Raw genomic sequence first — 12,144 nt, 5'->3', positions numbered from 1 at the left:
CAACCGTTTCGATTTTTGGTTTTTCTATTTCGATCATCAATAAACCCTCCTTCAAAACGTCAAAACCCCGGCAAGTAAACCAAGTCACTTAAACCGAAATTCCCCATGTATACGTTCCCGCTGTGCGCAACAACTGAAAATTAATCCTCTGTAAGAACGCAAACTCAGTATTATATCCCATTATAGACAGGAATACAAAATCTATACAGAAAAATTAAACACGGCGACGTTTTGGTGGACGGCATCCGTTATGTGGAACTGGAGTTACATCTTTAATTGCAGTTACTTCTAGGCCAGCAGCTTGAAGTGCACGAATGGCAGCCTCACGTCCAGCACCAGGTCCTTTAACTGTAACTTCAAGAGTTTTCATACCATGTTCAATTGATGTTTTAGCAGCTGTTTCAGCAGCCATTTGTGCAGCGAATGGAGTGGATTTACGAGATCCACGGAATCCTAGAGCTCCAGCACTTGACCAAGAAATAGCATTACCATGAGAGTCAGTGATCGTAACGATAGTGTTATTGAATGTTGAACGAATATGTGCAATACCAGTTTCTATATTCTTTTTCACACGACGTTTACGTGTATTAGTTTTACGTGCCATGAAAAGTAACCTCCTTTACTAATTATTTTTTCTTGTTAGCTACAGTACGACGAGGTCCTTTACGCGTACGAGCATTGTTTTTTGTATTTTGACCGCGGACAGGAAGACCACGACGGTGACGTAAACCACGGTAAGAACCGATTTCCATTAAACGTTTGATGTTTAGGGAGATTTCACGACGAAGGTCGCCTTCTACTTTAAGCTTGTCAATGATATCACGAATTTTGTTCAATTCGTCTTCCGTTAAGTCACGAACGCGAGTTTCTTCAGAAACGCCTGCTTCTGCAAGAATCTTGATCGCTGTTTGTTTTCCAATACCATATATATATGTTAATGAGATAACAATACGTTTGTCACGGGGAATATCTACTCCAGCAATACGTGCCATGCTTGAGTGCACCTCCTTCTATTTAGCCTTGTTTTTGTTTATGTTTAGGGTTTTCGCAAATAACCATAACTTTACCTTTTCTGCGGATAACTTTACACTTTTCGCAGATTGGTTTGACTGATGGTCTGACTTTCATTGCTATCTAACCTCCTTATACAGATCGGAGCGTAACCGGATTATTTGAACCGGTATGTGATTCTGCCGCGAGTTAGATCATACGGGGAAAGCTCAACCGTAACTTTATCTCCAGGCAAAATGCGAATAAAGTGCATACGAATTTTACCGGATACATGAGCTAAAACAGTATGACCATTTTCTAATTCTACCTTAAACATTGCATTTGGCAAAGTCTCTTGTACTGTGCCTTCTACTTCAATTACATCATCTTTCGCCATTAAAGTGATTCTCCCTTCTCTATGCGTGAACCTATTAAAGGTGCACATCTTTCCGTCAACATTACTACAGTCCAATTATCCTCATAAGTCTTACAATTCTGCATCAAGTATTCACCATTTTGTAGAACCAGGCTTTAACTGAGGACCTTTATCAGTTGGACCGAAATGAGGAATTTATGGGTCCTCATGTAAGTCTTGACCGATTCCGTGACCGACATACTCTCGAAATAGAGAAGCAATTAGTCTCGACATAGGTTTGAATAGCATGGGAGATGTTTGAAAGGCGCACGCCTGACATAGCTTCTTTCAACCCTCTATATCACGACTCTTTAGGAATCCCAATAGAGTCACTGCATTTCTTCATCAATTTTGCCGACCGGATATGTCCATGAAGATCACTTAAAAAGTAATCGCCCAATTCAGGGAATACCAAGTACAAGAACCTGATTAATAAATGTGCGAATGCTCTCGCGAAATCCATTATACCCTTTGTATTATAGGAATGCACCAAGTTTAACTAGTAAGTTATAAAAATGGTATGAATTTCATAAATCAATACGGATGATTAATTTTGTAAAGCACCAAGCAACACATCGATATCTTCAAATACCTTATTAATATCTTGCTGTCCGTTAATGTTGACCAAGTATCCTTTGTCTCCGTAGAAGTCAAGAAGTGGCTTGGTTTGTTTCAAATTCACATCTAAGCGATTTTGAACCGTTTCCGCATTATCGTCGGCACGTTGATATAATTCTCCGCCGCAGCGGTCGCATACATCATCTTTAGCTGGAGGATTGAATACAAGATGGTATGTCGCACCACATGATTTGCAAATACGACGTCCTGTCAACCTTTCCATTAAGATGCTTTTATCAACATCGATATTAATGACAAAATTCATATTGCGATCTAAATCAGTAAGAATGCTTTCAAGTGCCTCTGCCTGTGCCACAGTACGTGGAAATCCATCAAGCAAAAACCCTCTTAGGCAGTCTTCCTTGCTTAAACGTTCACGTACGATGCCAATGGTAACTTCATCAGGTACCAATTCGCCTTTGTCCATGAATGATTTTGCCTTTAGACCTAATTCTGTTCCATCTTTGATAGCTGTTCGGAACATATCTCCAGTAGAGATATGAGGGATATTATATTTTTCTACGATTTGTTCAGCTTGAGTGCCTTTACCAGCACCCGGCAGACCCATTAACACTAGATTCAATTTTCTTCCCCCTCAAACTCTATAATGGGTAGAGGGAACAAGCCGTTCCCAAAACTCATTACTTTATAAAGCCCTTATAGTGTCTCTTCACAAGTTGTGATTCCAGCTGCTTCATCGTATCAAGGGCAACCCCCACTACGATCAGCAAACTGGTGCCACCAATCTGTGCAGATTGAGGTAGATCAGCAAGCTTAATGAAAAATACCGGTAAAACGGCAATGATGGCCAAGAATATAGAGCCTACAAACGTCAAACGGTATAAAACACGTGTTAAATATTCTTGTGTACTCTTACCTGGACGAATCCCCGGCACATAGCCACCTTGCTTTTTCAAATTCTCAGCCATTTGTTCAGGGTTAACCTGAATGAATGCATAAAAATACGCAAAAGCAATGATAAGAGCAACATATATGATCATACCAATTGGCTTGGTGTAATCAAGATTTGTTGATATCCAACTAGTCACGCTGTTCTTTCCAAAGAAAGAAGCGATTGTAGTGGGAGTAATGATAAATGCCATTGCAAAGATTACCGGAATAACCCCCGCAGCATTTACTTTCAATGGTAAATGAGTAGACTGGCCACCCATTTGCGTACGACCTACCGCAGCACGTTTCGCATACTGAATAGGAATTTTACGTAATGCCTGCTGAATGAAGATAACAGCAACCACGATTGCTAATACTGCTAAAACAATGAGGATAATCGTTATGATTCGTAAGAATAATTGATCACCGGCATTTTCAAATTGCTGAGCGTAAATCTGATTTGCCGTAGTAGGCAAACTAGCTACGATACCAGCAAAGATAATGATGGAAATCCCATTACCCACACCCTTAGCAGTGATCAGCTCCCCTAACCACAAAAGAAAAGCTGTTCCTGCCGTTAAGACAGTCGCAATAAGCAAGTATGTTGCAATTCCAGGATTTTCAATCAACTGTCCACCTGACATATTATTGAACCCATAGGACATACCAACTGCTTGGATAAATCCTAGGATAATAGTGAAGTAACGAGTGAATTGAGCTAATTTACGGCGCCCTGCTTCCCCTTGTTTAGACCATTCAGTGAACTTAGGAACAACATCCATCTGTAACAGCTGAACGATGATCGATGCCGTGATGTACGGCATGATACCCATCGCTAATATGGAGAAGTTTTGCAGTGCCCCGCCGCCAAAGGTATTTAAAAGCCCGATGACGCTCAGCTGGTCCTGTTCAGCGAGAAAATCGGCATTCACATGCGGTACAGGTATAAATGTACCGATGCGATAGACGATTAACATTAGAAGGGTAAAAATAATCTTATTCCTTATTTCACCCACGCGCATAAAATTGGAGATCGTGCGAAACATTAGATCACCTCTGTATTACCGCCAGCAGCTTCGATAGCTTCTTTAGCAGTAGACGAGAATTTGTGAGCTTTAACAGTAAGCTTTTTCTCAATGCTTCCTTTGGCAAGAATCTTGATTCCTGCTTTTTCTTTACTTACAACGCCAGTCTCAAGTAAAAGAGCTGGTGTTACTTCAGTACCGTCTTCGAAAAGATTTAACGTATCAAGGTTCACGATAGCATAGTCTTTACGGTTGATGTTGGTAAATCCACGTTTAGGTAAACGTCTGAATAGAGGAGTTTGACCCCCTTCAAATCCAAGACGCACACCGCCGCCGGAGCGAGCGTTTTGTCCTTTGTGTCCTTTACCTGCTGTTTTACCGTTACCAGATCCAATACCGCGACCTTTACGTTTACGTTCTTTACGAGAACCTTCTGCAGCTTTTAACTCATGAAGTTTCATGTTGGCACCTCCTTGTTAAGTTAAAAATTATTTTATTGTTCTTTTACAGTAACAAGATGAGCAACTTTGGTAATCATACCGCGAATCGCAGGGTTATCTTCTTGAACAACCGTTTGATGCATTTTGCGTAAACCCAAAGTGTTAACTGTAACACGTTGATCTTCAGGACGACCAATCAAGCTGCGAGTGAGGGTGATTTCTAATTTATTAGCCATAATTCGATTTCCCTCCTTATCCTAACAGTTCTTGTACTGATTTTCCACGTAACTTAGCTACGTCTTCAGCACGTTTCAATTGCTTCAATCCTTCAATTGTTGCGCGAACCATATTAATAGGTGTATTAGTACCTAGTGATTTAGACAAGATATCGCTAACTCCGCCTAATTCAAGTACCGCACGAACAGGACCACCAGCAATTACTCCTGTACCTTCAGAAGCTGGTTTCAATAGAATGTGACCTGCGCCATAGCGACCGTTCACAAGGTGAGGAATAGTAGTACCAACCATCGGTACAGTAATTAGATTTTTCTTAGCATCCTCAATAGCTTTACGGATAGCATCCGGAACTTCTTGAGCTTTACCAGTACCAAATCCAACATGACCATTTTTATCACCAACAACAACTAGTGCAGTGAAACGGAAACGACGTCCGCCTTTAACAACTTTAGCTACACGATTTACTGTAACTACGCGTTCTTCAAGTTCTAATTTATTAGGATCAATGCTACGCATCTGTTATGTCCCTCCTTATCCATTAAAATTCTAAGCCGTTTTCACGAGCAGCGTCAGCCAATGCTTTAACACGACCATGGAAGAGGTAACCACCGCGGTCAAATACCACAGCTTTGAAACCTTTTTCAACAGCACGTTTCGCAATAAGTTCGCCAACTTTTTGAGCTGCTTCAGCATTGCTACCTGCTTCGATACTGATCTCTTTATCAAGAGTTGAAGCACTTGCCAATGTTACGCCTTTTGCATCGTCAATTAATTGTGCGTAAATGTGTTTGTTTGAACGAAACACATTTAAACGAGGACGAGCTTCTGTTCCAGAAAGCTTAGCACGTACACGCGCATGTCTTTTCTGACGAGTAGCATTTTTATCAAGCTTCGTAATCATTTACGTCACTCCTTTCGTTTACTTATGCGGCATTACTTACCAGTTTTACCTTCTTTACGACGAACGAATTCGCCTTCGTAACGGATACCTTTACCTTTATACGGCTCAGGCGGGCGAACATCACGGATATTAGCTGCTAGAGCTCCTACACGTTCTTTGCTTGCACCTTTGACGATTACTTTTGTATTAGAAGGAACTTCGACTTCAACGCCAGCTTCTGGCTCTATTTCTACAGGGTGGGAATATCCTACGTTAAGGATAAGCTTGTTACCTTGCTTTTGTGCACGGTACCCAACCCCAATAAGTTCAAGTGATTTTACGAAACCTGTTGATACGCCTTCAATCATGTTAGAGATAAGTGCGCGAGTAGTACCGTGTAAAGAACGGTGAGTCTTCTCGTCAGACGGACGTGTAACAGTTAACACGTTCTCTTCAACAACGATTGAAAGGTCAGGACTGAATGATCTAGATAATTCACCTTTAGGTCCTTTAACAGTTACTTCACTTCCAGTAACAGTAACTGTTACGCCTGCAGGGATTTCAATAGGTTTTTTACCTATACGAGACATAATGTGCACCTCCATTCTTGTGAAAATGTATTACCAAACGTATGCTAAAACTTCTCCGCCAACTTGTTTAGAGCGAGCTTCTTTGTCTGTTAAAACTCCGTGAGAAGTAGAAACAATTGCGATACCTAAACCGTTAAGAACGCGTGGTACCTCTCCAGTTTTTGCATATACACGCAAACCAGGTTTGCTGATACGTTTTAGACCAGTGATAACACGTTCGTTGTTTGCACCGTATTTTAAGAAGATACGGATGATACCTTGTTTGTTGTCTTCGATTAATTCAAAGTCACGTACGAAGCCTTCACTTTTTAAGATCTCAGCAATTTCCTTTTTGATCTTTGAAGCAGGAACTTCCAGTTTTTCGTGACGAACCATATTCGCATTACGGATGCGAGTAAGCATATCTGCAATAGGATCTGTCATGACCATTATATTTTACCTCCTTCCCAAACTCGGGTTTTACCAGCTAGCTTTTTTAACGCCAGGAATTTGTCCTTTATATGCAAGTTCGCGGAAACAAATACGACAAAGTTTAAATTTACGTAATACAGAATGTGGACGTCCGCAACGTTCGCAACGTGTATATTCTTGTACTTTAAACTTCTGTTCGCGTTTTTGCTTTACGATCATAGACTTTTTAGCCACGATTTCGCCTCCCTTTATTTAGAGATTACTTTTGGAACGGCATTCCAACTTGAGTAAGTAGTTCACGAGCTTCTTCGTCAGTGTTGGCAGTCGTTACGATAACGATGTCCATACCACGAACTTTGCTCACTTTATCGTAATCAATCTCAGGGAAGATAAGTTGTTCTTTAACGCCTAATGTATAGTTTCCACGTCCGTCAAAGGATTTCTTTGAAACGCCGCGGAAATCACGTACACGCGGTAAAGATACAGATACTAGCTTATCAAGGAATTGATACATACGCTCACCACGTAATGTAACTTTCGCTCCGATAGGCATACCTTCACGCAAACGGAAGCCTGCGATTGATTTTTTTGCTTTTGTTATAACTGGTTTTTGACCAGTGATCAATGTAAGTTCTTCAACAGCTGTATCTAAAGCTTTCGAGTTAGAAACTGCGTCACCCACACCCATGTTAATAACGATTTTCTCAATGTTTGGTACTTGCATTACTGATTGATAGTTGAATTTACCCATCAATGACGGTGTAATTTCACTTTTGAATTTTTCTTTAAGGCGGCTCATTGCTTAGTGTACCTCCCTTCATTTATGACTTATTTATCTAAAGATTCACCTGATATTTTAGCTACGCGTACTTTTTTACCATTTTCGATCTTATATCCAACACGAGTCGGTTTACCTGATTTAGGATCAAGTGGCATTACATTGGATACGTGAATAGCAGCTTCTTTACTGATAATTCCACCTTGTGGATTAAGTTGAGATGGCTTGGAATGCTTTTTCACGATGTTAATTCCTTCAACAAGCACACGATTTTGTTTCGGATATGCAGAAAGAATTGTTCCTTGTTTGCCTTTGTCCTTACCAGAGATGACTACGACTTTGTCACCTTTTTTAACATGCATTAGCTTGGCACCTCCTTGAAAGGCTTTATACAAATTTTACATATTATAGAACTTCTGGAGCAAGAGAAACGATCTTCATGAAACTATTGTCACGTAATTCACGAGCAACAGGTCCAAAAATACGTGTTCCACGTGGGCTCTTATCGTCACGGATAATTACACATGCGTTTTCATCGAAACGAATGTAAGAACCGTCAGGACGACGCATACCACGTTTTGTACGGACAACAACAGCCTTAACGACTTCACCTTTTTTAACAACGCCTCCTGGTGTTGCCTGTTTAACTGTACAAACGATGATATCACCGATGTTTGCAGTCTTACGGCCTGAACCACCTAGGACTTTAATTGTTAGCACTTCACGAGCACCTGAATTGTCAGCGACTTTTAAACGAGATTCTTGTTGAATCATGTACGGTACCTCCCTTCGGAATTAGCTTAATCCGAACTAGATTAAATGATTACTGCTTTTTCTACTACTTCTACAAGACGGAAGCGTTTTGTAGCTGAAAGTGGACGAGTTTCCATGATACGTACTACGTCGCCTGCTTTAGCTTCGTTTAGCTCGTCATGAGCTTTAAACTTTTTAGAATATTTCACGCGTTTACCGTATAAAGAATGCTTTTTATAGGTCTCTACAACAACTGTAACTGTTTTATCCATTTTGTCGGATACTACGCGTCCAGTGTAGATTTTGCGTTGGTTGCGTTCGCTCATTCTGCAAACCTCCATTCATTATCGATTAGTGACACCGATTTCTCTTTGACGAACAACTGTTTTCATACGAGCAATCGATTTGCGAACTTCACGGATGCGAGCTGTATTTTCAAGTTGTCCAGTAGCTAACTGGAAACGAAGATTAAATAGTTCTTCTTTAAGAGATTTTAGTTTTTGTTCAATTTCAGCAGTGGTTAGATCTTTGATTTCATTAGCTTTCATTTGTTTCACCACCAATTTCCTCTCTTTTTACAAACTTGCATTTGATTGGAAGTTTGTGTGCTGCAAGGCGCAATGCTTCTCTTGCCACCTCTTCAGATACACCAGAGATTTCAAACATAACTTTGCCCGGTTTAACAACTGCTACCCATCCTTCAGGAGCACCTTTACCGGAACCCATCCGTACTTCAAGCGGCTTAGCTGTGTAAGGTTTGCTTGGGAAGATTTTGATCCAAACTTTCCCTCCACGTTTCATATAACGAGTCATCGCAATACGAGCTGCTTCGATTTGACGGTTCGTGATCCAGGAAGCTTCTTGAGCTTGAAGTCCAAATTCTCCGAAGTGAACTTCAGTGCCGCCCTTAGCCATCCCTCTCATCTTACCGCGGTGTTCACGACGGTATTTTACGCGTTTTGGCAATAACATATTATTTTCCTCCTTCCTCAGATTTCTTCTTAGTAGGAAGAACTTCTCCACGGTAGATCCAAACTTTCACGCCTAGCTTACCGTAAGTAGTATCTGCTTCAGCATGAGCATAGTCTATGTCTGCACGAAGTGTGTGAAGTGGAACTGTTCCTTCGCTGTAATGTTCAGCACGAGCAATATCAGCACCGCCAAGACGACCAGAAACTTGAGTTTTGATTCCTTTTGCTCCAGAACGCATAGTACGTTGGATAGCTTGCTTTTGAGCACGACGGAATGAAACACGGTTTTCTAATTGACGAGCGATGTTTTCTGCAACCAATTTTGCGTCAAGATCTGCTCTTTTAATTTCGATGATATTGATATGAACTCTTTTGCCAGTCAACTGGTTCAAAGCTTTACGAAGTGCTTCGACCTCAGTACCGCCTTTACCGATAACCATTCCTGGTTTAGCAGTGTGGACAGATACATTGATACGGTTAGCTGCACGCTCGATTTCAACTTTTGAAACAGAAGCATCATTTAGACGTTTCGCGATATATTCACGAACTTTGATGTCTTCATGCAAAAGAACTGCGTAGTCTTTATCAGCGTACCATTTGGATTCCCAGTCACGGATTATCCCGATACGCATACCGATTGGATTTACCTTTTGACCCACAGATTACCCCTCCTTCTTTTCTGATACAACGATTGTAATATGACTAGTACGTTTGTTAATTGCACTCGCACGACCTTGAGCGCGAGGACGGAAACGTTTTAATGTTGGTCCTTCGTTAACGTATGCTTCTGAAACGACTAGGTTATTAATATCCATTTCGTAGTTATGTTCTGCATTTGCGATAGCAGATTTCAGAATTTTTTCTACGACTGGAGAAGCAGATTTTGGTGTTAAGCGAAGAATCGCTACTGCTTCACCTACTTGTTTTCCTCGAATTAAATCTGCGACTAAACGCACTTTACGAGGAGCAATACGAACTGTTTTAGCGACAGCTTTAGCTTGCATGAGATGCCCTCCTCTCATTAACGTCTTGTTTTCTTGTCATCACTTGCGTGACCTTTATAAGTGCGTGTAGGCGCGAATTCGCCTAGTTTGTGACCTACCATATCTTCTGTTACATAAACCGGCACGTGCTTACGACCGTCATAAACGGCGATTGTGTGTCCGATGAATTGCGGGAAGATTGTTGAGCGACGAGACCAAGTTTTTACTACCTGTTTCTTGTCAGCTTCATTTAATTTTTCAACTTTTACCAATAAATGATCATCAACAAAAGGCCCTTTTTTTAAGCTACGACCCATGCGAGTACCTCCCTTCGTGACTGTTCTACGGTTCTATATATGAACCGTAGCTCAATCCCGTTATTTTTTACGACGACGTACGATAAATTTATCGGATTTATTTTTCTTCTTACGAGTTTTGAATCCAAGAGTAGGTTTACCCCATGGAGACATTGGTGATTTACGTCCGATTGGCGCTTTACCTTCACCACCACCGTGTGGGTGATCATTCGGGTTCATTACAGATCCACGAACTGTTGGGCGTTTACCTAACCAACGGTTACGGCCAGCTTTACCAATGTTGATAAGTTCATGTTGTTCATTACCAACTTGACCGATTGAAGCACGGCAAGTAGCAAGAATCATACGAACCTCACCTGAGTTTAAACGTACAAGTACATAACGGCCTTCTTTACCAAGTACTTGAGCAGATGTACCTGCTGAACGGACTAATTGTCCACCTTTTCCTGGTTTAAGTTCGATGTTATGAATTACTGTACCAACTGGGATGTTAATAAGAGGTAGTGCGTTACCCACTTTGATGTCAGCTTCTGGACCTGACATAACTTCCAAACCTACTTCTAGGTTTTTCGGAGCTAGGATATAACGTTTTTCTCCATCAACGTAATTAATTAATGCAATGTTTGCAGAACGATTTGGATCGTACTCAATAGTAGCAACGCGTCCTGGTATACCATCTTTATTCCGTTTGAAATCGATGATACGGTATTGACGCTTGTGGCCGCCACCTTGATGACGAACTGTTAACTTACCTTGGTTATTACGGCCGCCTTTGCTGTGTAAAGGAGCAAGTAATGATTTTTCCGGTTTGTCTGTAGTGATCTCAGCAAAATCGGAAGTTGTCATATTACGTCGACCGTTAGAGGTAGGTTTATACTTCTTAATCGCCATTTGTATTTCCCTCCTTCTCTAATGAATTAAGCCTCGAATAGCTCGATTTCTTTGCTGTCAGCAGTTAATTTAACAATAGCTTTACGGCGCTTGTTAGTATAGCCTGCATGTTTGCCCATGCGTTTGAATTTACCTTTGTAGTTCATGATGTTTACTTTCTCAACTTTAACGCCGAAAATTTCTTGAACAGCATCTTTAACTTGAGTTTTATTAGCTCTAACATCAACTTCAAAAGTATATTTCTTTTCAGCCATTATGTCTGAAGAGCGTTCAGTGATTACGGGGCGCTTAATGATATCGCGTGCATCCATTATGCAAGCACCTCCTCTACTTTTTCGACAGCTGATTTAGTCAAGATCAATTTGTTGTGTGAAACAACATCAAGAACATTAAGACCATCAGCTTCAACTACAGTAACACCAGGGATGTTACGTGCAGAAAGAGCAACTTTCTCATCTAAACCGTCAGTAACGACTAACGTTTTAGTATCTACAGAAAGGTTTTTAAGTACCGCTACAAACTCTTTTGTTTTTGGAGCTTCGAAAGACAAGCTTTCAAGTACCAAAATGTTCTCTTCCAATGCCTTTGCAGACAATGCAGATTTAATAGCTAAACGACGTACCTTTTTAGGTAGCTTGTAAGCGTAAGATCTCGGAGTTGGTCCAAAAACAACGCCACCGCCACGCCATTGTGGAGAACGGATAGAACCTTGACGCGCACGTCCAGTTCCTTTTTGTTTCCAAGGTTTACGTCCACCGCCTGCAACTTCAGAACGGTTTTTAACTTTATGAGTTCCTTGACGTAAGGAAGCTCGTTGCATGATGATTGCTTCAAATAATACGTGATTATTAGGTTCGATACCAAAGATGGATTCATTTAGTTCGATGTCGCCAACTTGTGAACCTGTTTGGTTGAACAATGTAACTTTTGGCATTCTATTGCTCCTCCTTTCTC

The 12,144-nt window shown here is 40.9% G+C and carries 25 protein-coding genes and 1 pseudogene; all 26 read right to left on the bottom strand.

Features of this window, described 5'->3' with window-relative positions:
• Positions 1 to 214: 214 nt before the first annotated feature.
• On the bottom strand, positions 215 to 604 hold the full coding sequence (rpsK, locus tag ACIQ0C_RS22835; RefSeq protein WP_028390438.1) for a 30S ribosomal protein S11: 390 nt from the start codon (positions 602 to 604) through the stop codon (positions 215 to 217).
• Positions 605 to 626: 22 nt separating this feature from the next.
• On the bottom strand, positions 627 to 992 hold the full coding sequence (gene rpsM, locus ACIQ0C_RS22830; RefSeq protein WP_034304978.1) for a 30S ribosomal protein S13: 366 nt from the start codon (positions 990 to 992) through the stop codon (positions 627 to 629).
• A 22-nt stretch (positions 993 to 1,014) separates the two neighbouring features.
• Entirely contained in the window at positions 1,015 to 1,128 is a 114-nt protein-coding gene (gene rpmJ, locus ACIQ0C_RS22825; protein WP_003156543.1) for a 50S ribosomal protein L36, read from the bottom strand.
• Positions 1,129 to 1,168: 40 nt separating this feature from the next.
• Positions 1,169 to 1,387, bottom strand: coding sequence for a translation initiation factor IF-1 (infA, locus tag ACIQ0C_RS22820; RefSeq protein WP_028390440.1), 219 nt, complete (start codon positions 1,385 to 1,387; stop codon positions 1,169 to 1,171).
• A gap of 42 nt (positions 1,388 to 1,429) precedes the next feature.
• Positions 1,430 to 1,782 (bottom strand): annotated as a pseudogene (locus tag ACIQ0C_RS22815) (M24 family metallopeptidase); the annotation flags it as partial.
• A gap of 170 nt (positions 1,783 to 1,952) precedes the next feature.
• Positions 1,953 to 2,606, bottom strand: a complete 654-nt coding sequence (locus ACIQ0C_RS22810) for an adenylate kinase (RefSeq protein ID WP_063595510.1) — start codon at positions 2,604 to 2,606, stop codon at positions 1,953 to 1,955.
• A gap of 58 nt (positions 2,607 to 2,664) precedes the next feature.
• Positions 2,665 to 3,960: a preprotein translocase subunit SecY gene (secY, locus tag ACIQ0C_RS22805; protein ID WP_034304981.1), complete on the bottom strand. Its 1,296-nt coding sequence runs from the start codon at positions 3,958 to 3,960 to the stop codon at positions 2,665 to 2,667.
• On the bottom strand, positions 3,960 to 4,400 hold the full coding sequence (rplO, locus tag ACIQ0C_RS22800) for a 50S ribosomal protein L15 (RefSeq protein WP_034304982.1): 441 nt from the start codon (positions 4,398 to 4,400) through the stop codon (positions 3,960 to 3,962). Before rplO ends, secY begins: the two co-directional genes overlap by 1 nt.
• Before the next feature lie 32 nt (positions 4,401 to 4,432).
• Positions 4,433 to 4,615, bottom strand: a complete 183-nt coding sequence (gene rpmD, locus ACIQ0C_RS22795) for a 50S ribosomal protein L30 (RefSeq protein ID WP_034304984.1) — start codon at positions 4,613 to 4,615, stop codon at positions 4,433 to 4,435.
• A gap of 16 nt (positions 4,616 to 4,631) precedes the next feature.
• Positions 4,632 to 5,132, bottom strand: coding sequence for a 30S ribosomal protein S5 (rpsE, locus tag ACIQ0C_RS22790; RefSeq protein ID WP_034304987.1), 501 nt, complete (start codon positions 5,130 to 5,132; stop codon positions 4,632 to 4,634).
• 22 nt (positions 5,133 to 5,154) lie between these two features.
• Positions 5,155 to 5,517, bottom strand: coding sequence for a 50S ribosomal protein L18 (rplR, locus tag ACIQ0C_RS22785; RefSeq protein WP_076372859.1), 363 nt, complete (start codon positions 5,515 to 5,517; stop codon positions 5,155 to 5,157).
• A gap of 32 nt (positions 5,518 to 5,549) precedes the next feature.
• Positions 5,550 to 6,086: a 50S ribosomal protein L6 gene (gene rplF / locus ACIQ0C_RS22780; RefSeq protein WP_048677892.1), complete on the bottom strand. Its 537-nt coding sequence runs from the start codon at positions 6,084 to 6,086 to the stop codon at positions 5,550 to 5,552.
• Positions 6,087 to 6,116: 30 nt separating this feature from the next.
• Positions 6,117 to 6,515 carry a 30S ribosomal protein S8 gene (gene rpsH, locus ACIQ0C_RS22775; RefSeq protein ID WP_034304995.1) on the bottom strand — a complete coding sequence of 133 codons (399 nt, stop codon included), beginning with the start codon at positions 6,513 to 6,515 and terminating at the stop codon, positions 6,117 to 6,119.
• Between the two features lie 30 nt (positions 6,516 to 6,545).
• Complete coding sequence (locus ACIQ0C_RS22770) at positions 6,546 to 6,731, bottom strand: type Z 30S ribosomal protein S14 (RefSeq protein WP_034304998.1); 186 nt, start codon at positions 6,729 to 6,731, stop codon at positions 6,546 to 6,548.
• A gap of 25 nt (positions 6,732 to 6,756) precedes the next feature.
• Positions 6,757 to 7,296 (bottom strand): 50S ribosomal protein L5, encoded by a 540-nt coding sequence (rplE, locus tag ACIQ0C_RS22765; RefSeq protein ID WP_048677889.1) that lies wholly within the window; start codon positions 7,294 to 7,296, stop codon positions 6,757 to 6,759.
• Positions 7,297 to 7,325: 29 nt separating this feature from the next.
• Positions 7,326 to 7,637: a 50S ribosomal protein L24 gene (gene rplX / locus ACIQ0C_RS22760; protein ID WP_034305002.1), complete on the bottom strand. Its 312-nt coding sequence runs from the start codon at positions 7,635 to 7,637 to the stop codon at positions 7,326 to 7,328.
• 43 nt (positions 7,638 to 7,680) lie between these two features.
• Positions 7,681 to 8,049: a 50S ribosomal protein L14 gene (gene rplN / locus ACIQ0C_RS22755; protein WP_034305005.1), complete on the bottom strand. Its 369-nt coding sequence runs from the start codon at positions 8,047 to 8,049 to the stop codon at positions 7,681 to 7,683.
• Between the two features lie 41 nt (positions 8,050 to 8,090).
• The gene (gene rpsQ / locus ACIQ0C_RS22750) at positions 8,091 to 8,354 is read right to left on the bottom strand and encodes a 30S ribosomal protein S17 (RefSeq protein WP_048677887.1); all 264 of its coding nucleotides are present in this window, start codon (positions 8,352 to 8,354) and stop codon (positions 8,091 to 8,093) included.
• Positions 8,355 to 8,372: 18 nt separating this feature from the next.
• A complete protein-coding gene (gene rpmC, locus ACIQ0C_RS22745) occupies positions 8,373 to 8,576 on the bottom strand; it encodes a 50S ribosomal protein L29 (RefSeq protein ID WP_034305010.1) in 204 nt (67 codons plus the stop codon).
• Positions 8,566 to 9,000 (bottom strand): 50S ribosomal protein L16, encoded by a 435-nt coding sequence (gene rplP, locus ACIQ0C_RS22740; RefSeq protein ID WP_034305012.1) that lies wholly within the window; start codon positions 8,998 to 9,000, stop codon positions 8,566 to 8,568. Before rplP ends, rpmC begins: the two co-directional genes overlap by 11 nt.
• A 1-nt stretch (position 9,001) precedes the next feature.
• Entirely contained in the window at positions 9,002 to 9,658 is a 657-nt protein-coding gene (rpsC, locus tag ACIQ0C_RS22735) for a 30S ribosomal protein S3 (RefSeq protein WP_034305014.1), read from the bottom strand.
• A gap of 3 nt (positions 9,659 to 9,661) precedes the next feature.
• Positions 9,662 to 10,003, bottom strand: coding sequence for a 50S ribosomal protein L22 (gene rplV, locus ACIQ0C_RS22730; protein WP_034305017.1), 342 nt, complete (start codon positions 10,001 to 10,003; stop codon positions 9,662 to 9,664).
• A gap of 17 nt (positions 10,004 to 10,020) precedes the next feature.
• A complete protein-coding gene (gene rpsS, locus ACIQ0C_RS22725) occupies positions 10,021 to 10,299 on the bottom strand; it encodes a 30S ribosomal protein S19 (protein ID WP_034305018.1) in 279 nt (92 codons plus the stop codon).
• A 60-nt stretch (positions 10,300 to 10,359) separates the two neighbouring features.
• The gene (gene rplB, locus ACIQ0C_RS22720) at positions 10,360 to 11,190 is read right to left on the bottom strand and encodes a 50S ribosomal protein L2 (protein ID WP_034305021.1); all 831 of its coding nucleotides are present in this window, start codon (positions 11,188 to 11,190) and stop codon (positions 10,360 to 10,362) included.
• Positions 11,191 to 11,216: 26 nt separating this feature from the next.
• Entirely contained in the window at positions 11,217 to 11,501 is a 285-nt protein-coding gene (gene rplW, locus ACIQ0C_RS22715) for a 50S ribosomal protein L23 (protein WP_034305023.1), read from the bottom strand.
• Positions 11,501 to 12,124, bottom strand: coding sequence for a 50S ribosomal protein L4 (gene rplD, locus ACIQ0C_RS22710; protein ID WP_034305025.1), 624 nt, complete (start codon positions 12,122 to 12,124; stop codon positions 11,501 to 11,503). The genes rplW and rplD overlap by 1 nt, the downstream gene beginning before the upstream one ends.
• Positions 12,125 to 12,144 lie beyond the last annotated feature (20 nt).

Origin of the sequence: Peribacillus sp. NPDC096448 (assembly GCF_044762675.1) — a bacterium.
Classification (GTDB): Bacteria; Bacillota; Bacilli; order Bacillales; family DSM-1321; genus Peribacillus; species Peribacillus frigoritolerans_B.
This window is presented reverse-complemented; position numbering and strand designations above follow the sequence as displayed.